Origin of the sequence: Novosphingobium album (ex Liu et al. 2023), from assembly GCF_029076845.1 — a bacterium.
Taxonomy (GTDB): Bacteria; Pseudomonadota; Alphaproteobacteria; order Sphingomonadales; family Sphingomonadaceae; genus Novosphingobium.
On the sequence record NZ_JARESE010000028.1, the window covers coordinates 48,405 to 67,725 of the forward strand.

Sequence of the window (19,321 nt, forward strand, 5' to 3'; positions counted from 1 at the left end):
CATGGCCCGCGCACTCTACATTCATTGGCCGTTCTGCCTCGCCAAGTGCCCCTATTGCGACTTCAACAGCCATGTCCGCGAGGCTGTGGACCATGCCCGCTGGGAAGCCGCCTTGCTGGCGGACATGCGCCATGAACGCGCGATGGTGGATGACGAGCCGCTGGATTCGCTCTTCTTCGGCGGCGGCACCCCTTCGCTGATGCCGCCCGCACTGGTCGAGCGGCTGCTCGCCGAGGCCGAACGGCTGTGGGGTTTCGCCCCGGGCGTCGAGATCACGCTCGAAGGCAATCCCTCCTCGGTCGAAGCGGCGAACTATGCCGCGCTGGCGAGCGCCGGGGTCAACCGCGTCTCGCTGGGCCTGCAGGCGCTGGACGACGCGACGCTGCGCTTCCTCGGAAGACTGCACGATGCGGACGAGGGCCTCGCCGCGCTCGCTGTCGCGCAGCGGCATTTCGCGCGGGTTTCTTTCGATCTGATCTATGCCCGCCCCGGCCAGACCGTCGCGGCGTGGCAGGCCGAACTGGCGCGCGCGCTGGGGTTCGGCACCGGGCACCTCTCGCTTTACCAGCTCACCATCGAGCCGGGCACACGCTTTGCCACCATGGTGCGCAAGGGCGATTTCGTGCCGCTCGACGACGATGCCGCCGCCGATCTGTTCACCCTGACGCGCGAGATGACCGCCAGCGCGGGCCTGCCCGCCTACGAGATCAGCAACCACGCGCGGCCCGGCGAGGAAAGCCGCCACAACCTGACCTACTGGCGCTATCGCGACTATTGCGGCATTGGCCCCGGCGCGCACGGGCGGCGGATGGGCGTGGCGACCACGCGCCATCGCAAGCCGGAGAACTGGCTGGAGGCCATCGCCGCCCTTGGCAACGGCATTGCCGAAGCCCGTCCGCTGGGCCGCGCGGAACAGGCATCCGAAGCAATGCTGATGGGGCTGCGGCTGGGCGAAGGCGTCGATCTGGCCGCCATGGCCGCGCGCTTCGGGCTGGCCGAGGCCGAGCTGTGCGATCCGGCCAAGCGCGATTTCTACCGGCGCCAGGGCCTCGTCTGGCGCCAGGGCGAGCGCATCGGCGTGACCGAGGCGGGGATGCCGCTGCTCGACGCGCTGCTGGGCGAGCTGGTGCCGGCCGCACTGGTCTCCTCGTGACACGCGCCGATATCCTCGAAGCCTGGGGAACGCATCTCGCGCAAGGACGGCGGCGTAGCCCGCATACGGTGCGCGCCTATGTCGCCACGGCGGCGCGGCTGCTCGACGCGCTGGGCGATGCGGACTGGCCGGCGCTGGCCCGGCTCGACGCGGCCGACTTGCGCCGCCAGCTGGCAAGCCGCCGCGCCGAAGGGATCGGCAATGTCGCGGCGGCGCGCGAGTTGTCCGCGCTCAAGGGCTTCCTGGCCTTCGCGCGCGACCGCGCGGGAGTGGCCGGCGCCGCGCCGCCGCGTATGCGCGGCCCGCGCATCAAGAAGGGCCTGCCCCGCCCGGTCACGCCCGACGAGGCGATCAACCTGATGCAAACGGTGGACGAGGATGCCGGCGAGGCGTGGATCGGCGCGCGTGACCGCGCGGTGCTGCTGCTGCTCTATGGCGCGGGCCTGCGCATCGCCGAAGCCCTGTCGCTGACCGGCGCGACGCTGCCGCTGGGCGAAAGCCTGACCGTCACCGGCAAGGGCGGCAAGCAGCGCGTGGTGCCGCTGCTGCCGATCGTACGCGATGGCGTGGCGGACTATCTGGGCAAGTGCCCCTGGCCAGTGGCGCGCGACACGCCGCTGTTTCGCGGTGCCAAGGGCGGGCCACTGTCGCAAGGCATGGTGCAAAAGGCGATGGCCCGTGCCCGCGTCGCGCTCGGCCTGCCGGCCAGCGCCACGCCGCACGCCTTGCGCCACAGCTTCGCCACGCACCTGCTCGGCGCGGGGGCGGACTTGCGCAGCCTGCAGGAACTGCTGGGCCACGCCAGCCTGGGTTCGACCCAGATCTATACCAAGGTCGATGCGGCCACCCTGCTCGACGTCTACCGCGACGCCCACCCGCGCGAGCGGGATTGAACGGCAGGCCCCCGCCCCCTCCGTTCGTCCCGATCAGAACTTGTTGTCGCGCGGGAAGCCTTGCGGCGGCAGGCGACCGGCGGCGCCGCGCGCGACTTTCCACAGCAGCAGGTCCTTCTCGGTGCGGGTGCGGCCGGTATCGCCGCCCATCGCCCACGACAGACCATCTTCCAGCTTGAGCGTCACCGCATCCGACAGCCCGCCGTCGCGATAACGCTGCAAGGTCACGCCCTGCCCCTTGGCGAGCACCGGCAATTCCTCGAGATTGAAGATCACCAGCTTGCGATTGTCGCCGACCACGGCGACGTGATCGTGCTCGGACGGGATCTCGCGCACCACGGCGAGCTTTACCCCCGGCTTGGTGCTCATCACCGCCTTGCCCTTGCGGGTTTCGGCCAGCAGTTCATCGGCCTCTGCGGCAAAACCGCGCCCGATGTTCGATGCCAGCAGCAATTGCGCCTTGGGGCGATAGACCAGCACCGCCACGATCTGCGCGTCGGCATCGATGTCTACCATCGTGCGGATCGGCTCGCCAAAGCCGCGCGCGCCGGGCAGCTTGTCGGCGCCCAGCGTATAGAATCGCCCGTTGTCGAGCGCGATCAGCAGCTTGTCGGTGGTCTGCGCGTGAAAGGCGAAAGCCGGGCCATCGCCTTCCTTGAACTTGAAATCGCCATCCAGCGGCACATGTCCCCTGGCGCCGCGAATCCAGCTTTTGGCGGAGAGGATCACCGTCACCGGCTCCTTCTCGATCATCGCGTCCATGCTGAATTCGACCGTGGGCGCGGCTTGCGCGATCGTCGTGCGGCGGCGACCGAGCGGCGTGTCCTCGGCATAGTCCTTGCGCAGATTGGCCAGATCGCGCTTCAGCCGCGTGCGCTGGCGGGCCGGACTGTCGAGCAGCGCCTGCAACTCGCCCTGCTCCTTCAGCAAGTCCTCGCGCTCCTGCCGCAGCTCCATTTCCTCCAGCTTGCGCAAAGAGCGCAGCCGCATGTTGAGGATCGCCTCGGCCTGCCGGTCGGTCAGGTTGAACTCAGCCATCATCACCGGCTTGGGCTCATCCTCGGTGCGGATGATCTCGATGATCCGGTCGAGGTTGAGGTAGGCGACGATATAGCCTTCGACCAGTTCGAGCCGCGCGGCGATCTTGTCGAGCCGGTGCCGGGTGCGGCGCAGCATGATGTCGATCTGCGACTTGATCCATTCCTGCAGCAGCAGCTTCAGCCCCAGCACGCCGGGCGTCCGGCTCGCATCGAGGACATTGAGGTTGAGCGTGAAACGGCTTTCCAGGTCGGTCAGCCGATAGAGGCTTTCCTTCAGCAGTTCGGGATCGACATTGCGGCTCTTGGGCACGAGCACGAGGCGGATTTCCTCGTCGCTCTCGTCGCGCACGTCTTCCAGGATCGGCAGCTTGCGATCGGCGATCAGCCCGGCAATCTGCTCGATCAGCTTGCCCTTGGGCAGCATGTAGGGGATTTCGGACACGACCAGCTGCCACTGCCCGCCGCCCAGCTTTTCGATGCCGGTCTCTTCCCAGCCATCGCCGACCCGCCCGGTGGAAAAGCGCGCGCGCATACGGAACGCGCCCTTGCCGGTCTCGTAAGCGGCCGAGATCGCCTCGGGGCTGTCCACCACCAGCCCGCCCGTGGCGAAATCGGGGCCGTGGAACACCTGCATCAGCTCGGCGTGCTCGGCATGCGGATTGTCGATCAGCATCAGCGAGGCGTCGATCACTTCGGCGACGTTGTGGCTGGGGATCGAGGTGGCCATGCCGACGGCGATGCCGGTCGCGCCGTTGGCCAGCAGATTGGGGAACAGGCCGGGGAAGATCTCGGGTTCTTCCTCCTCGCCGTTGTAGGTCGGGTGGAATTCCACCGTGCCCTCGTCCAGCCCGGACATGAGCTGGATCGCCGTCCTCGTCAGGCGCGCTTCGGTGTAACGATAGGCGGCGGCGTTATCGCCATCGATATTGCCGAAGTTGCCTTGCCCCTGCACCAGCGGATAGCGCAGCGAAAAGCTCTGCGCGAGGCGGACCATCGCGTCATAGACGCTGGCATCGCCGTGCGGATGGTATTTGCCGATCACGTCGCCGACGACCCGGGCGCTCTTCTTGTAGGCGCTCGCCGGATCGAGCTTCAATTGCCGCATCGCCCAGAGCAGGCGGCGGTGCACCGGCTTCAGCCCGTCGCGCAGATCGGGCAGCGAGCGCGCGGTGATCGTCGAAAGCGCATAGACGAGGTAGCGCTCGGACAGCGCCGCATCGAAGGGCGCATCGATGATCGCGTCGAACGGATCGGAATCGTCTTCGGGGGTGATGGCCATGGCCGGGCCGCCCTAGCAACGCGGCGGCCGGAGCGGAACGGGCCAGGCCGATCTTTTCCGCCGTTTCATTTCGCGCGCGGGTGGCAAAGGTGGCGCGCGCCTCAGCCGATCTGCATGTCGCGCGAAACGCCGGGGATGCGCACTTCCAGCCCGTCAAGATCGGGAGTCAGCGCGATCTGGCACGACAGGCGGCTGGTGCGGCACACGCCGGCGGCAAGGTCCAGCATGTCCTCCTCGTCCATCGAGGCCGGGGGCAGCCGATCGAACCAGTCGGCCGCGACGATGACATGGCAGGTGGAACAGGCCATCTGGCCTTCGCAGGTTCCTTCCAGCGGCATACCGGCGGCCTGCGCAACCTCCAGCAGGCGTTTGCCCGGTTCGGCCTGCGCAGTGACCTTGCTTCCATCGGCGTTAACGAAAACGATGTTCAGCACGGCAACCATCACACTCCCTGCGCCACCGCGGTGGCTTCCATGCGCGCGCAGGCATCCTCCAAATCCCGCGTTGCAGTATATCTCCCGAATCCCAAACGAATAGAGGCTTTCGCCCCAGCATCGTCGAGGCCGATGGCGCGCAGCACATGGCTGGGCCGGCCCGATCCGCTGGCGCAGGCCGATCCGGCGGAGAAGGCGATGTCGCGCAGGTCCGACATCAGGCGCGCGACGTCGAGCCCGTCGCGCCGCACGTTAAGGTTACCGTGCCAGCGCAAGTCCGCCGAACCGTTGAGCTGCCAGCCCGACAGGATCGCGCGCGCCCGTGCCCACAAGCCCGCGACATGCGCGGCATCGGCCGCCATGCGCTCCACCGCCAGCGCCGCCGCCGCACCGAAGCCGGCGCAGAGCGCCGGGCTGAGCGTGCCCGAGCGCAATCCCTGCTCCTGCCCGCCGCCATGGATCTGCGGCGCCAGCGAAACGCCGTCGCGCACCCACAAGGCGCCGATGCCCTTGGGGCCGTAAAGCTTGTGCGCGGAAATCGCGATCAGGTCGGCATTGCCGGGAGCGGCAAGCTTGCCTGCGCCCTGAACCGCGTCGCACAGGAACAGCGCGCCCGCCGCGTGGGCCGCCTGCGCCAGCGCCTCCACCGGCTGGATCGTGCCGATCTCGTTGTTCACCTGCATGACCGCGACCAGCGAGGTGCCGGCGGCAATCGCGCATCCGGCCGGGACCACGCCATCGCCGCCGACCGGCAACAGATCCACCACCGCGCCGCTGGCGGCGGCGGTATCGAGCACGGCGGCATGTTCGATCGGCGGAACCGCGATCCGCCTCGGCCCGGCTCCCAGGATCGCGAGATTGATCGCCTCGGTCGCGCTGCCGGTGAAGATCAAGCGCCCGCCCGGCGGCAGCAGCCGCGCGACCTGCTCGCGCGCGACCTCGATCGCGGCTGCGGCGGCGCGGCCGGGGCGGTGCGGACTGTGCGGATTGGCGAAGCCCTGGGTCTCGGGCCCGCCCAGCCAGGGCAGCATCGCCTCACGCGCTTCGGGCGCGAGCGGTGTCGTTGCCTGGTAATCGAGGTAGATCATGCCGCCGCCCGCGCCGCGGAGGCAATCGCGCGCCAGCCGTCAAGGAAGCGGACGATGGCCTCCTCGTCCGTCTCGCGGCCGATGCTGACGCGGATCGTTTCGGACGCGGCCTGTTCATCCAGCCCCATGGCCGCCAGCACATGGCTGGCCCGCAGCGAGCCCGACGAGCAGGCGCTGCCCGCCGAAACCGCGATGCCCATGCCGTCGAACCGGATAAGCTGCACCGCCGCCGCCACGCCCGGCATCCGGCAAGCGCCGATCGTCGGGCACCGCCGCGCCGTGGCCGCGATCACCTCGCCGCCCGCCGCGAGGATGCCGGCTTCGAGCAGCGCGCGCAGCCGCGCCGCCTCGGCCAGCCAGGCGGAGCCCGCTTCCAGCGCGGCCGCCATGCCCAGCACGCCGGGCAGGTTCTCCGTGCCCGCGCGATAGCCGCGCTCCTGCCCGCCGGTGGGTTCGAGCATGGCCCAGTCGCGCACCAGCAGCGCGCCCACGCCGATCGGCCCGCCGAACTTGTGCGCGGCCAGCGCGATCATGTCGGCATCGGGCAAAGCGATCTTGCCTGCCCCTTGCGCGCAGTCGGCCAGCAGCAGTCCGCCCGCGCCGCGCACGGCCCGCGCAATCGTATCCAGAGGCTGGATCACGCCGGTCTCGCTATTGACCTGCTGCACCGCGACAAGGCCGCCCAGCGCCGTGTCCGCCGGGTCCACCGCGCCAGTGCGATCCACGCCCAGCCTTGCCGCCTCGCCCGCGTGGCGCAGCACCGCTTCGTGCTCGACGGCGGCAACCGCCATGAGCGGCCGCTGCGATCGCCCTATGGCCAGCGCCAGCGCCTCGCTCGCGCCCGAAGTGAAGATCACCTCGTCCCGCCAGCCGAGCGCCGCCTTCACCCGATCGCGCGCATCTTCCAGCGCGGCGCGCGCGGCGCGGCCGGCGCGATGCGGGCTGGAGGGGTTGGCCCAGAGGGCGAATCCATCGGCCATGGCATCGCGCGCCGCGGGCAGCAGCGGCGTGGTGGCGGCATGATCGAGATAGAGCGTGGCAAGGGTCATCGTTTGCACGTTGTTTTAAAAGGCGACGTTTCTATATAGCGAACTCCATCCCTTATCACCCCCGGCAGCAGGCGACGAGTTTCTCGGGCCCTCAGGCGGCGGGTCTAACGAGCAACAGGTCACACGCAATGCCCGCAGTCATCTTCCCTGGTCCCGAAGGCCGGCTCGAGGGCCGCTTCCAGCCCGCGTCGCGGCCGCGCGCGCCGGTCGCGATGATCCTTCATCCGCACCCCCAGGCCGGCGGCACGATGAACGATCGCATCACGCAGCACCTCTACAAGACGTTCACCAATCGCGGCTTCGCGACGCTGCGCTTCAATTTCCGCGGCGTGGGCCGCAGCCAGGGCAGCTTCGACAACGGCGTGGGCGAGCTTTCGGACGCCGCCGCCGCGCTCGACTGGGTGCAAACGATCCATCCCGAAGCGACCACAACCTGGATCGCCGGCTACAGCTTCGGCGCGCTGATCGGAATGCAGTTGCTGATGCGCCGCCCGGAAATCCGGGGCTTCATCTCGGTCGCCCCGCCAGCAAACATGTATGATTTCAGCTTCCTGGCGCCCTGCCCGGCCTCGGGCATCATCGTCCAGGGCACGGCCGATACGGTGGTGACGCCGAACGCGGTGCAGAAGCTGGTCGACAAGCTGCGCACGCAAAAGCACATCACGATCCACCATGACGAGATCCCGCGCGCCAACCACTTCTTCGAGAACGAGATGCCGGACCTGATGCGCTCGGTCGACAACTACCTCGACATGCGCCTCTCGCCCGATTGCCCGATCAAGTAAGCACCGGATAAGGCCGCCCGCGAAAGCCGGCGGCCTTATCCTTCGCCGGGGCCGCCCTTGCGGCGCAGCTCGGCGGTATGGCCGTTCGATTTCAACACCATGGTATCGCCCCGGATCGCAAAGCGCGGCGCGGCGACCAGCAGCGCGCCGACGGCCTTTTCCTGACCCCAGACCCGGCCATCGCAGAACGTCGCGCCTTTTTCGAGCGGCCCGGCGATCAGGCGATCGTTCTCGATCCGCCAGGGTCCGCCCATGCCGTTGCAGCCGACATTGGCGCCAAGTAGCGCGCCATCGAACACCAGTTGCGCGTCCCGCGCGGCGGGCCGCGCCCCGTCGATCTCGGTAAAGCGCCAGGTGCTGTCGGCAAGGTCGGTCGCTTCGTGCTGCGCGGTGCAGGCGCCAAGGGCCATGACGGACAGGAGAGCGACACATCCCTGTTTCATGATGACAAGTATACCAGATGCGCCTTGTTTGCGGATGAACGGCCGCTCAGGTTTTCCCCAGTTGCGCGAGCGCTTCGTAAGCCAGCACCGCCCCGGCGACGGCCGCGTTCAGGCTGTCGGCCCGGCCCAGCATCGGGATCGTCACCCTGAGATCGCATTGTGCCTCGTAAGCCTCTGGCAAGCCTTGCGATTCGTTGCCCACCAGCAAGAAGCACGGCGCCGCGTATGGCGCCGCGCGATAATCCATCGGATCGCGCAACGAGGCGGCAACAAGCTGGCCGGGGCCACTCCGCAGCCAGGCGATGAACTCATCCCAGCGGGCCATGGCCAGCTTCTGGGTGAAGATCGCGCCCATGCTGGCGCGCACTGCCTCGACCGAGAAGGGATCGGCGCAATCGTCGATCAGGATCAGCCCGCCCGCGCCCACGGCATCGCCAGTGCGCAGCATCGTGCCGAGATTGCCCGGATCGCGCAGCGCCTGCGCCACCAGCCAGATCGGCGCAGCGGCGCGATCAAGGCCGGCCAGACGCGTGTCGAACTCGGCGAAGACACCCGCGACGGCTTGCGGATTGTCCTTGCCGGTGACTTTGGCGAGGATATCCAGATCCATCTCGACCACGTCGCCGCCCGCCGCCGCCACGGCGTCTTCCAGCGTATCGAGCAGCGGATGCGCCTCACGCCCGGTGGCCATGACCAGGATTTCGGGCAGCACGCCGCATTCGCGTGCGTCGGTCAGCAGGCGCAGCCCTTCGGCCAGGAACCGCGCTTCGCGCTTGCGGTGCTTCTTGTCGCGCAGCGAGCGGAGGAACTTGACCAGCGGATTGGAAAAGCCGGTGATGGTGCGGCGTGCCGCCACGCGCTCACTCCTCGCCGAAGCCGTCCCGCACGAGATCGGCCAGCTTGGCCAGCGCCGCGTCCGCGTCATCGCCCGCGACGCTGATCTCGATGGTGTCACCCTTGGCGGCGCCCAGCATCATCAGGCCCAGGATCGACCCGCCCGCCGCCTCAACCCCGTCCTTGCACACGCGCACCGCCACGGTTCCGGGCAATTCGCTGACATAGCTGACGAACTTGGCGCTGGCGCGGGCGTGCAACCCGCGCTGGTTCACGATCGTCACCAGTTCGCTGCCCATGCCTCAGGCTTCCTGCCCGAGATATTCCGAGGCGATCGTGATGTAGTTGCGCCCGGCATCGCGCGCGGCGGCCACCGCCTCGCGCACGCCCATGCAATCGCGCGCCTTGGCCAGACGGATCAGCATCGGCAGGTTGATGCCGGCGATCACTTCCACCTTGCCCGCCTGCATCAGCGAGATCGCCAGGTTCGATGGCGTGCCACCGAACAGGTCGGTCAGGATGATGACGCCTTCGCCGCTGTCGACCGCCTTGATCGCGTCGGCAATCTCGCCGCGACGGCGTTCCATGTCGTCATTGGGGCCGATGCACACCGTCGCCACCGCCTCCTGATCGCCCACGACATGCTCCATGGCATGGACGAATTCCTCGGCGAGGTTGCCGTGGGTGACCAGGATCATACCGATCATGCTGGAAGTAAGCTCCGAAAATCCTGCGACAGCTCCCGGAGCGAATTGCTATTTTTCACGGTGGAGACCTCCCTCGGGAAGATCAGCGGCCCGTGAGCCCAGGTTGCGGTGCAGCAATGTGGGGGAAAATCCCGAATCGCGCAAGGCCGCTGCGATCTGTTCGGCCATGAAAACCGAACGATGGCGCCCGCCGGTACAGCCAAAAGCGATGTGAACATAAGCCTTTCCCTGCTCCCGATAGCGCGGAAGCAGGAACAGCACGAGATCGCGGATCCGCGTGAAAGCCTCGGCAAAGGCCGGGTCCGCGCGGATATGCTCACCCACCGGCGCATCCAGCCCGGTGAGCGGACGCAGCACGGGGTTCCAGTGTGGATTGTCGAGAAAGCGCATGTCGAACACCAGATCGGCCACGGGCGGCATCCCGCGCGAAAAGCCGAAGCTGGAGACGGTGATGGTCAATTCCTCGCCCACCGAAGACGCGAACTTCTCGCGAATCACCTTCTGCAGATCGTTGGTGGAATATTCGGTGGTGTCGATCAGCATGTCGGCCCAGCGCCGCAGCGGCGCGAGCAACTCGCGCTCGGCCCGGATGCCGGTGGCCGCAGGCGTGCCGGCGGCAAGCGGATGGCGCCGCCGCGTCTCGTTATAGCGCCGCTCCAGCTCGCGGCTGGCGCAATCGAGGAACAGCGTGGTGATCTGCAGGTCGCCGCGTTCGCTAAGCTGCTTCACCCGCTTGATGATGCGGTGCGGATCGAACCCGCGCGTGCGCGAATCGAAGCCGATGGCCAGCGGGCCGCGCGGCCCGCCATCCTTGGCATCGGGCGTTTCGATCAGCCGATCGAGCAGGCGGACGGGGAAATTGTCGATGATCTCCCAGCCCAGGTCCTCCAGCACGCGCAGCGCCGTGGTCTTGCCCGCGCCCAGCATCCCGGTGACGAGCAGCAATTGCTGTCGGTCGCCGGCCTCGCCGTCGCCGGCCGCCTTGTCGCCGATAGGGCCCGCCTGATCCGATTCCTCTTGCATGAACGCGCTGTTTGCGCCCGCCGCCGGGGAAAGGGAAGAGGGCATACGGCCCCTTGCCCCCTGCCCCGTCCCCATGTCCCAGAAGGGACCGTTCAGGCGGTCAGGCCATAATGGGCCAGCGCCAGTTCGGCCTTGAGCGGCAGGATGAAGCTGTCCGGGCGAAGGCGGATGCGGGGCAGCACGATGTCCGCGATGGTCAGTGGTTCGGGCGCCTCGATGAAGCGCGGCGCGGCCTCATCCAGCAGGATCGCCAGGCACAGCGGCACGGCATCGGCCACCGGCAGCGGCAGCAGGCCCAGGTTGCGCACCTCGATCAGCCCGCGCGTGTTGGGATGAGGGCCGGCGATCAGGCGGCCGTCGCGCGGTTCCAGCACCAGTCCGTCATCGCCGATCAGCATCGCGCCGCGATCGACCAGCGCCAGCGCCAGCGCCGACTTGCCCGAGCCCACCGGCCCCTCGATCATCACCCCGCGCCCGCCGATGGCCACGCCGGTCGCCTGCCGCGCGACCATCAATAAGCCTCCCAGGCGGGCAGCGTGACGACGAGCCGGGCCCCCGGCGCGCCATCCTTGCGGTCGGTCGCGGTGAGCTGGCCGAAATGCGCATTGATGATAGTGCGCGCGATCGCCAGGCCAAGGCCGCTGTGCTTGCCGAATTCCTCGCTGTCCGGCCGCAGCGAATGGAATCGCTCGAACACCTTCTCGCGTGCGTCGAGTGCGATCCCCGGCCCGTGATCGGATACCGCCACCGCGACTTGCCCGCCATCGTGCGACAGCTCGATCTCGATGCCCGCGCCATCGGGCGAGAACGAGACGGCGTTGTCGATCAGGTTGTGGAACACGCGTTCGAGCCGGGGCGGCGAGCCGGCGACGATCATGTCCTCGCTCCCCTGCCGCGAGACGATCACCCGGCAATCGCCGTTGACCCCGCGCTGGTCGCGCTCGGCGGCCAGCGCCATCACCAGCTTGAACATGTCCACCGGCTCGAACGTGGCGCGGCTCAGTTCCGCGTCGATCCGGCTGGCGTCGGCGATCTCGGTGACGAGGAAGTCCACCCGGCGCACGTCCTCCTTGGCGATGCCCAGAAGCTGGCCGCGCACTACCGGATCATCGACCCGCTCGATCGTTTCCAGCGCGCTGCGCAGCGAAGTGAGCGGGTTCTTCAGCTCGTGCGCGACATCGGCGGCGAAGCTTTCCACCGCGTCCATCCGCTCGCGCAGCGCGCCGGTCATGTCGGAGATGGCGCGGGCGAGCAGGCCGATCTCGTCACCGCGCTCGGGCAGGCGCGGGACGACCACTTGCCGGTCGCGCCCCAGCCGCACCCGCACCGCCGCGCGCACCAGGTTGCGCAGCGGCTCGACGATGGTGCGCGCCAGGAACAGCGAAAGCAGGATCGAGACGATCAGCGCGGTGCCCACGATGATCGCCAGCGTCTGGCGCGCATCGCGCACGTTCTGCGTGATGTCGCGGGCATTGCGCGTGACCAGCAGCGCCTCGCCCTTCTCGCCCACCGGCGTCGCCGAAGTGATCACCGGCGTGCGATCGGGCGCGTTGCGCTGGCGGATCACGGTGGTACCGGTGGCGAGCGCTTCGGCGATCTCGGGCCAGGCGGAGGCATCGGGCTTTTCCGGGTCGGCATAGTCGGGGATCGGCGGGGTGCCCAGGGCCAGGTCCATGCCCTGGTCCAGCCGGCGAGCGGCCTGCTGGTACCAGGGCTCGGTCACGGGATCGAGCAGGGTATAGGAGGGTTCGGCCAGCTCGAAGCTGTCGGCCACCATCTCGCCGTCCTTGCCATAGAGCCGCAGCCGCAACTCCAGCCCGGTGCCGATCTGGACCATGAGATCGCGCCGCTTCTTGCGCGTCAGCTTGTCGAGCGCGTGCGCGGTGATCTCGCCTTCGGACACGGCCAGGCGGAACCGCTCGGCCAGCAGTTCCTTGCGATAGCTGTCGATGTAGAACAGGCTGCCGGCCAGGAGCGCGAGCGCGATGATGTTGACCGCCAGGATACGGGTGGTGAGCGAAACGCGCCAGGGCCACCCATACTCATCGGCGGGCAGGCCGGCAGGCAGTTCATCCATCGGCAAAGCAATAGCCCGCGCCGTAAAGCGTATCGATGGCGGAAAATTCGGGATCGAGCGCGCGAAACTTGCGGCGCAGGCGCTTGATGTGGCTGTCGATCGTGCGATCGTCGACGAAGATGTCCTCGCTATAGGCCGCGTCCATCAACTGGTTGCGGCTCTTCACCACGCCGGGGCGAATCGCCATGGCTTCGAGGATGAGGAATTCGGTGACGGTGAGCGAGACCGGCTCGCCGTTCCAGGTGACGCGGTGGCGCGCGGGATCGAGCGCCAGCCGGCCGCGCACGATCGGCTCGGGCAGGCCCTCGGGCACCGCCTCGTCGGGCTCGGCGCGCACCAGTTCGGTCCGCCGCAGGATAGCGCGGATGCGCGCGATCAGCAGCCGCTGGCTGAACGGCTTGGTGATATAGTCGTCCGCGCCGAGCGCGAGGCCCAGCGCCTCGTCCGGCTCCTCGTCCTTGGAGGTCAGGAAGATCACCGGCAGGCTCGATTGCTCGCGCAGCAATTGCAGCAGGCGCAGCCCGTCCATGCGCGGCATCTTGATATCGAAGATCGCCAGATCCGGCGGATTTTCCAGCAACGCGCGCAGCGCCGCCTCGCCATCGGTATAGACCCGCGTAGCGAAACCTTCGGCCTGCAGCCCGATCGAGACGGTGGTCAGGATATGGCGATCATCATCGACCAGGGCGATGCATTGCCGCCTGCCGGAACCGGACGCGGGATCGGCGTCGGGACGGATGGGCGCTTCGGCCATGGGCGGACGGCTCTCTGTTACGGGGCGGTATCGGGCGAACGGCTGTTCGCTGACTAGCCGCTTGACCGGCGCCTGACAACGCGTGGCGCGGCAAGGCGTGCAGTCGCGCGCGGTTCGTGCTAAAATACTGAAATCGGAATCGGCAATTTGACGGAGATCAGGGCCTCGATTATGCGCCCGGCGTATCTTGCGCAGGAATTCCCCAGGTTGCCGTGCAGTTGCTTGCTGCGCTCACCTTACAGATGGAGATGACTTTGACTGCTTCCCTCAGCTATCCGCTTGACCGCCAGGGCATCGCCACGAAGGCAACCATCTTCGCGAACCTGAGCACCGCGCCTCTGGTCGAGCACGCGGTGCGCAACGGTGAGGGACTGCTGGCCGCCGAAGGGCCGTTCGTCGTCGCCACGGGGAAGCACACCGGCCGTTCGGCGCAGGACAAGTTCATCGTCCGCGATGGCGAGACCGAGGACACCGTGTGGTGGGGCGATGTCAATCGCGGCATGACGCCCGAGCATTTCGCCGCGCTCAAGGCCGATTTCCTCGCCGCCGTCGCCGACCAGGAAAAGCTCTACGTGGCTGACCTGTTCGGCGGTTCGCAGCCCGAGCATCGCGTCAAGGTGCGCGTCATCAGCGAGCTTGCCTGGCACAGTCTGTTCGTCCGCACGCTGCTGGTACGCCCCGAGGCGAGCGAGCTGGAAGGCTTCGTGCCTGACTACACGATCATCGACCTGCCGAGCTTCCGCGCCGATCCCGCGCGCCACGGCTGCCGCACCGAAACGGTGATCGCGGTCAACTTCACCGAGAAGCTGATCCTGATCGGCGGCACCGCCTATGCCGGCGAAATGAAGAAGGGCGTCTTCGGCATCCTCAACTACCTGCTGCCGACCGAAGGCGTGATGCCGATGCACTGCTCGGCCAATATCGGGCCCGACGGCCGCACCGCCGTGTTCTTCGGCCTTTCGGGCACGGGCAAGACCACGCTCTCGGCCGATGCCAGCCGCACGCTGATCGGCGATGACGAGCATGGCTGGTCGGACACCGCCGTGTTCAACTTCGAAGGCGGCTGCTACGCCAAGATGATCCGCCTCTCGCCTGAGGCCGAGCCGGAAATCTACGCGACCACCAAGCGCTTCGGCACCGTGCTGGAAAACGTGGTGATCGATCCCGAAACCCGGCTGCTCGATCTTGACGACAATTCGCTCGCCGAAAATTCGCGGGGTGCCTACCCGATCGACTTCATTCCGAACGCCTCGGAAAAGAACATGGGCCCGGTGCCGGCGAACATCATCATGCTGACGGCCGATGCCTTCGGCGTGCTGCCGCCGATCGCCCGCCTCACGCCCGACCAGGCGATGTACCACTTCCTTTCGGGCTACACCGCCAAGGTCGCCGGCACCGAGATCGGCGTGACCGAACCGCAGGCGACCTTCTCGACCTGCTTCGGCGCGCCGTTCATGCCGCGCCATCCCTCGGTCTACGGCAACCTGCTGAAGGACCGCATCGCCAAGGGCGGCGTGAAGTGCTGGCTGGTGAACACCGGCTGGTTCGGCGGCAAGGCGACGATGGAAGGCATCAAGCGGATGCCGATCAAGGCGACCCGCGCGCTGCTGAACGCCGCGCTCGACGGCAGCCTCAACGACGTCGAGTTCCGCGAGGACGAGAACTTCGGCTTCGAAGTCCCGGTCTCGGTGCCCGGCGTCGACCAGCATCTGCTCGATCCGCGCGCGGCCTGGGCCGACGCGGCCGAATACGATGCGACCGCGCAGTCGCTGGTGCGCCAGTTCATCGACAATTTCGCCCAGTTCGAGGCGCATGTCGACGAAGGCGTGCGCAATGCGGCCCCGGCGGCCAAGCTTTCGGCCTGATCCGGCGCGGATTGTCCTTGTTCTGTCAGCGCGGGCGTGCATGGGTTCCGGCATCGCGCAAGTGCGTACTAAGGAGATTGGCACATGGGCATTTTTGACGAAGTTCTGAGCCAGGTCAGCGGCCATACCGATGTGGCCAATCTGGCCGCGAAGATCGGCATCGATCCGGCAATGGCGGAAAAGGCCATTGCCGCGCTCGGCATGGCGCATCAGGAGCCGGGTGACACCGTCACTCTGGCGGCGGAAAAGACCGGCCTTGGCGCCGGCACGCTGACCCAGATCGTCGAGCAGATCGGCGGCGAGGGCTCGCTGACCGAGTTCGCCGGCATGATCGCCAAGAACCCGGCGGTGCTTTCGCTGCTCGATCGCGATGGTGACGGCAATCCGATCAACGACGTGATCGGCATGGCTTCGGGCCTGTTCGGCAAGAAGTAATGCCCGGATAACGAAAAAGGCCCCGTCCGCCACGCGCGGGCGGGGCCTTTTTTTGTCTCTCGATGTCAGTCGAGCATGTCGGCGGGAACTTTGCCGCCGTTCTTCGCCAGTTCCTGCATCGTCGCCTTGTGCAGCCAGATGTTCATTTCGGCCGAGCCGTCGAGCGCGCCGGTGTAGCCCAGTTCGTGCGCCAGTTCCTTGCGGTTCTCCAGGCTGGAATCGATCCCGAGCAGCTTCATCAGATCGACGATCGAAGTCCGCCAGTTCAACTCATGGCCTTCGGCAAGGCTGGCGAGACGGGCTTCGACGTCCACTTCACTGATCGCGACGGGCGCGGCCGGAACCGGCGCGGCGGCCGGCGTGGCCACGGGAGCAGCCGGAGCGGCGGCGGCCGGCGGCGGCGCGGCTTCCGGCTTGTGGCCGAAGATCTTGTCCTTGATCGTGCTGAAAATCGACATTCCCGGTGTCTCCTTGCTTGGCGGCAAAGCTGCCTCCTTGCCGCCCTGGCCCCTGCCTTCGCCATGCTAGCAGCGGATTATGGCAGTTGCGGCGGCGCTCCCGGCAAAGGCGGGCCCGGCAGGATCAGGACCGCGAACCGGCGATATAGCGCGTGATGTTGTCCGCCAGCACATCCAGCGGCACGTTGCCGCCATCGACCACCGCCTGATCGAAATCGCGCAAGTCATAGGCCGGGCCCAACTCCGCCTTCGCGCGCTCGCGCTGGCGATTGATCTCGCTGTGGCCCACCTTGTAGCCGCAGGCCTGCCCGGGCCAGCTGCAATAGCGATCGACCTCGTTCTCCACTTCCTGCCGCTTGTTGCCGTTCTTCTCCATGAAGAAGCGGATCGCCTGCTCGCGGCTCCAGCCCCGCGAATGCAGCCCGGTGTCCACCACCATGCGGCAGGCGCGAAAGGCGATCGACTGAAGATAGCCGAGCCGGCCCACCGGATCGTCGTCATAAGCGCCCAGCTCGTCGGCAAGCTGCTCGCCATAAAGCGCCCAGCCCTCGCTATAGGCGTTGAACGCCAGGATCGAACGGATCAGCGGCAGCTTGTTGGCATATTCGCCTTGCCAGACATGGCCGGGGATCGATTCGTGATGCACCAGCGTGGGCAAGTCATATTTGCGGTGCAGTTCGGTGGTCCGCAGGTTGATCCACATCTTGCCGGGAATCGAACCATCGATTGATCCCGCGCCGCCATAAGCGGTCGGCGCGCCGGGTTCCTCGGCCAGCGGCAGGCGCCGCACCTCGACATTGCCGGGCACCAATGTGCGGAAGGCGCGCGGCATCTGCCCCTTGATCCAGGTGATGTGCTTGCGGATGAAGTCCATGATCTCGGCCCGGCCCGGATCGCCATCGGCGAACATGAAGCGCCTGTCCGCGCCCAACGCGCTCATGCGCTCACCGACGGAGCCCTGCGCATAGCCGAGCGAGCGCAGGATCGGGTCCATGCGCGCGTGCAGCGCCGCCAGTTCCTGCTGGCCGCGTTCGTGGATCTCATCGGCAGTGAGCGGCGTGGTGGTGCTGGCGCGCAAGGCCCAGGCATAGAATTCGCTGCCGCCGGGCCGCTCGCGCATACCCGGCGCCCCGCTGGCCAGCGCGCGCTGGCGCTTGAGCTCGGCAAGCTGGCGCTCCAGCGCGGGCACGACTTCGTCCGCGACGATCGCGCGCGCCCGCCGATCCCACTGGCCGGCAATCGCCTGCGTGCGCTGGGTCAGCGAAGTGACCAGCCCGCCGCCGCCGGCGCGCGCATCGGCGATCGTGCTGGTCATTTGCGCGATCGTCTTGTCGAGCAGGAAATCGGGCGGGATCAGGCCATGGTCCGCCGCCGCCCGCATCCGCGCGAGTTCACCATCGAGCTGCGCGTCCATCTGTGCGAGGCGCGCGAGATAGGCATCGGCGTCGGCCGCGTCGCGCACCGGGTGATCGGCATCAAGGAAGCGCGGCGTATCGAGATAAGCGCCGACATTCTGGATCACGACATAAGGCGTGTTGCGCCAGCCGCCGACCGCGACATCGCCGTAAGGCAGCGCCAGACCATCAAGCGCAGTGCGATAAGCGCTTCTCACCACGGCAAGGCTGGTGCGCGTCGCGGCATCGAGGCCAGCGGCATCCACCGCCTCGACCGCCTTGAGATCGGCCCGCAGCGTTTCGGCCAGTTTCGCGACCCCGGCTGGAGAGCTGTCCCCCAGGCGAGCGCGCAAGCCCGCGTGCGCGCCGATATCGAGGCCAAGGCCAGTGGCGCCGGTGGGCGACAGCTCGAGCAGGCGCCAGGCGATCGCGTCGAGCAGTTCGGCGGCCGATTGCGGCGGCGGGGCGGAGGCGACCGACCGCGCGCATGCGGGCAATGTCAGCGTGGCGGTGCCGGCGGCGAGCAAGTGGAGCGCCCTGCGGCGCGACATCGGAAGCGTTTGCATGGCCAAGTCTTGGCGGCGGCCCCCGGCCGAGTCAAATCCCGGCGAGTCGCACCCGGTTCGGCGAACGCACCCCCTCGCCTCCACCGCGCACATCGATTAGAGGCGGTGCATGGCCACCGCGCTTTCGCTGCTTGTCCTGACCACAATCGCGCTCGTGCTGGGCGGCATCTACCTGCTGCGGCGCGGCGGCGCGCGCCGACAAGCGCTGCTGATGTTCGCGCTGGCCGCCGTCATGGCCATCAATGTCGCGATCTGGACCTTGCCCGATTCGGGGGGAAAGTCGCTGATCTCAGCAACCGGCCGATGAGCCTTCAGTCGCCCGCGACGAAGGCCGCGACGCGCCATTTTCCGCCACTTCGTTCAGCGACCAGGCGATAATCGATCGGGCTGCGCAACCGTTCCCGTGGCACGAAACCGCGCACGCCATCGCGGGTGGTGACTTCGGCCTGACGACTGCTTTCGTCCGCATCGGACAGCGGCGTAACATAGTCCCACGAGAGCCGGGCCAGCACCGGCGAGGCGGGATCGGCCGAGCGATGCAGCGCCACCGCTTCGCCCGTCACCAGCATGACTTCGAACACATCGGCATCGCCCAGATCCTGATCGAAGGACCACGGCATGGCCATGCCGCCTTCACCGTTGACCGCGCAGCCGAGCCGCAGAACCCGTTCCAGTTCGACAAAGAGTGCGCCATCGGGCTGCCGCAGCCCGGCAAGGAACCGCTCGCGCCCATCATCGCCGCCAAAGCCAAGCTGGATGCCAGGCGCCGCCAGCGCGGCGACAGCAGACGCATCGCGACGCAGCACCGCCCGGGCCAGTGCCTCGCGAAACGCGCGCGCGCCGGGCAACGCGGCACACTCGTCACGCGGGGCGAAGCGGCCTGGCTGGCGGGGCGAAACCTGCGCGTCGAGCAGCGTGGCCACCTTGCGGGACAATGCATCCGGCGGCGCGGCGATAGCGCCGGCTGACCCGGCCAGCACCACAAGCCATGCCGCGAAGATGCGCCATGCCGTCGTCGCCATGCCTGCCCGCGTTTCGGGCCGG

The 19,321-nt window shown here is 67.8% G+C and carries 21 protein-coding genes; 6 read left to right on the forward strand and 15 right to left on the reverse strand.

Features of this window, described 5'->3' with window-relative positions:
- The first annotated feature begins 1 nt into the window (after position 1).
- Entirely contained in the window at positions 2 to 1,153 is a 1,152-nt protein-coding gene (hemW, locus tag PYV00_RS09430; RefSeq protein WP_275228015.1) for a radical SAM family heme chaperone HemW, read from the forward strand.
- Entirely contained in the window at positions 1,150 to 2,046 is an 897-nt protein-coding gene (locus PYV00_RS09435; protein WP_275228016.1) for a tyrosine recombinase XerC, read from the forward strand. The genes hemW and PYV00_RS09435 overlap by 4 nt, the downstream gene beginning before the upstream one ends.
- A 33-nt stretch (positions 2,047 to 2,079) precedes the next feature.
- Here PYV00_RS09435 and parC read toward each other — a convergent pair whose 3' ends face one another.
- From parC to PYV00_RS09455, 4 genes are all read right to left on the reverse strand, one after another.
- Complete coding sequence (parC, locus tag PYV00_RS09440; protein WP_275228017.1) at positions 2,080 to 4,365, reverse strand: DNA topoisomerase IV subunit A; 2,286 nt, start codon at positions 4,363 to 4,365, stop codon at positions 2,080 to 2,082.
- Positions 4,366 to 4,466: 101 nt separating this feature from the next.
- Entirely contained in the window at positions 4,467 to 4,808 is a 342-nt protein-coding gene (locus PYV00_RS09445) for a 2Fe-2S iron-sulfur cluster-binding protein (protein WP_428981623.1), read from the reverse strand.
- Complete coding sequence (locus PYV00_RS09450; RefSeq protein ID WP_275228018.1) at positions 4,808 to 5,887, reverse strand: cysteine desulfurase family protein; 1,080 nt, start codon at positions 5,885 to 5,887, stop codon at positions 4,808 to 4,810. The genes PYV00_RS09445 and PYV00_RS09450 overlap by 1 nt, the downstream gene beginning before the upstream one ends.
- Positions 5,884 to 6,936 carry a cysteine desulfurase family protein gene (locus tag PYV00_RS09455; RefSeq protein ID WP_275228242.1) on the reverse strand — a complete coding sequence of 351 codons (1,053 nt, stop codon included), beginning with the start codon at positions 6,934 to 6,936 and terminating at the stop codon, positions 5,884 to 5,886. Before PYV00_RS09455 ends, PYV00_RS09450 begins: the two co-directional genes overlap by 4 nt.
- 128 nt (positions 6,937 to 7,064) lie before the next feature.
- Between PYV00_RS09455 and PYV00_RS09460 the strand changes: the two genes are divergently transcribed.
- On the forward strand, positions 7,065 to 7,721 hold the full coding sequence (locus tag PYV00_RS09460; RefSeq protein ID WP_275228019.1) for an alpha/beta hydrolase: 657 nt from the start codon (positions 7,065 to 7,067) through the stop codon (positions 7,719 to 7,721).
- 35 nt (positions 7,722 to 7,756) lie between these two features.
- Here PYV00_RS09460 and PYV00_RS09465 read toward each other — a convergent pair whose 3' ends face one another.
- From PYV00_RS09465 to PYV00_RS09500, 8 genes are all read right to left on the reverse strand, one after another.
- Positions 7,757 to 8,164, reverse strand: coding sequence for an META domain-containing protein (locus tag PYV00_RS09465; protein WP_275228020.1), 408 nt, complete (start codon positions 8,162 to 8,164; stop codon positions 7,757 to 7,759).
- A 46-nt stretch (positions 8,165 to 8,210) separates the two neighbouring features.
- A complete protein-coding gene (locus tag PYV00_RS09470) occupies positions 8,211 to 9,020 on the reverse strand; it encodes a TrmH family RNA methyltransferase (protein ID WP_275228021.1) in 810 nt (269 codons plus the stop codon).
- Positions 9,021 to 9,024: 4 nt separating this feature from the next.
- Positions 9,025 to 9,297, reverse strand: a complete 273-nt coding sequence (locus tag PYV00_RS09475) for an HPr family phosphocarrier protein (RefSeq protein WP_275228022.1) — start codon at positions 9,295 to 9,297, stop codon at positions 9,025 to 9,027.
- 3 nt (positions 9,298 to 9,300) lie between these two features.
- Complete coding sequence (locus PYV00_RS09480; protein ID WP_275228023.1) at positions 9,301 to 9,705, reverse strand: PTS sugar transporter subunit IIA; 405 nt, start codon at positions 9,703 to 9,705, stop codon at positions 9,301 to 9,303.
- A 48-nt stretch (positions 9,706 to 9,753) separates the two neighbouring features.
- The gene (gene rapZ / locus PYV00_RS09485; RefSeq protein ID WP_275228024.1) at positions 9,754 to 10,728 is read right to left on the reverse strand and encodes an RNase adapter RapZ; all 975 of its coding nucleotides are present in this window, start codon (positions 10,726 to 10,728) and stop codon (positions 9,754 to 9,756) included.
- A 92-nt stretch (positions 10,729 to 10,820) separates the two neighbouring features.
- Entirely contained in the window at positions 10,821 to 11,240 is a 420-nt protein-coding gene (locus PYV00_RS09490) for an HPr kinase/phosphorylase (RefSeq protein WP_275228025.1), read from the reverse strand.
- Positions 11,240 to 12,805 carry a HAMP domain-containing sensor histidine kinase gene (locus PYV00_RS09495; RefSeq protein ID WP_275228026.1) on the reverse strand — a complete coding sequence of 522 codons (1,566 nt, stop codon included), beginning with the start codon at positions 12,803 to 12,805 and terminating at the stop codon, positions 11,240 to 11,242. Before PYV00_RS09495 ends, PYV00_RS09490 begins: the two co-directional genes overlap by 1 nt.
- Positions 12,798 to 13,559 carry a response regulator transcription factor gene (locus PYV00_RS09500; protein WP_275228027.1) on the reverse strand — a complete coding sequence of 254 codons (762 nt, stop codon included), beginning with the start codon at positions 13,557 to 13,559 and terminating at the stop codon, positions 12,798 to 12,800. The genes PYV00_RS09495 and PYV00_RS09500 overlap by 8 nt, the downstream gene beginning before the upstream one ends.
- A gap of 248 nt (positions 13,560 to 13,807) precedes the next feature.
- On the opposite strand from PYV00_RS09500, the gene PYV00_RS09505 reads away from it, so the two are divergent.
- Both PYV00_RS09505 and PYV00_RS09510 read left to right on the forward strand, forming a co-directional pair.
- The gene (locus PYV00_RS09505) at positions 13,808 to 15,424 is read left to right on the forward strand and encodes a phosphoenolpyruvate carboxykinase (RefSeq protein ID WP_275228243.1); all 1,617 of its coding nucleotides are present in this window, start codon (positions 13,808 to 13,810) and stop codon (positions 15,422 to 15,424) included.
- A gap of 84 nt (positions 15,425 to 15,508) precedes the next feature.
- The gene (locus PYV00_RS09510; protein WP_275228028.1) at positions 15,509 to 15,859 is read left to right on the forward strand and encodes a hypothetical protein; all 351 of its coding nucleotides are present in this window, start codon (positions 15,509 to 15,511) and stop codon (positions 15,857 to 15,859) included.
- A gap of 65 nt (positions 15,860 to 15,924) precedes the next feature.
- On the opposite strand, the gene PYV00_RS09515 is transcribed toward PYV00_RS09510, so the two are convergent.
- Entirely contained in the window at positions 15,925 to 16,317 is a 393-nt protein-coding gene (locus PYV00_RS09515) for a DUF3597 domain-containing protein (RefSeq protein ID WP_275228029.1), read from the reverse strand.
- Positions 16,318 to 16,441: 124 nt separating this feature from the next.
- On the reverse strand, positions 16,442 to 18,277 hold the full coding sequence (locus PYV00_RS09520) for a DUF885 domain-containing protein (RefSeq protein WP_275228030.1): 1,836 nt from the start codon (positions 18,275 to 18,277) through the stop codon (positions 16,442 to 16,444).
- 109 nt (positions 18,278 to 18,386) lie between these two features.
- On the opposite strand from PYV00_RS09520, the gene PYV00_RS09525 reads away from it, so the two are divergent.
- Positions 18,387 to 18,584, forward strand: a complete 198-nt coding sequence (locus tag PYV00_RS09525; RefSeq protein ID WP_275228031.1) for a hypothetical protein — start codon at positions 18,387 to 18,389, stop codon at positions 18,582 to 18,584.
- Positions 18,585 to 18,588: 4 nt separating this feature from the next.
- Here the strand turns inward: PYV00_RS09525 and PYV00_RS09530 are convergent, their stop codons facing one another.
- Positions 18,589 to 19,299: a hypothetical protein gene (locus tag PYV00_RS09530; protein ID WP_275228032.1), complete on the reverse strand. Its 711-nt coding sequence runs from the start codon at positions 19,297 to 19,299 to the stop codon at positions 18,589 to 18,591.
- Positions 19,300 to 19,321 lie beyond the last annotated feature (22 nt).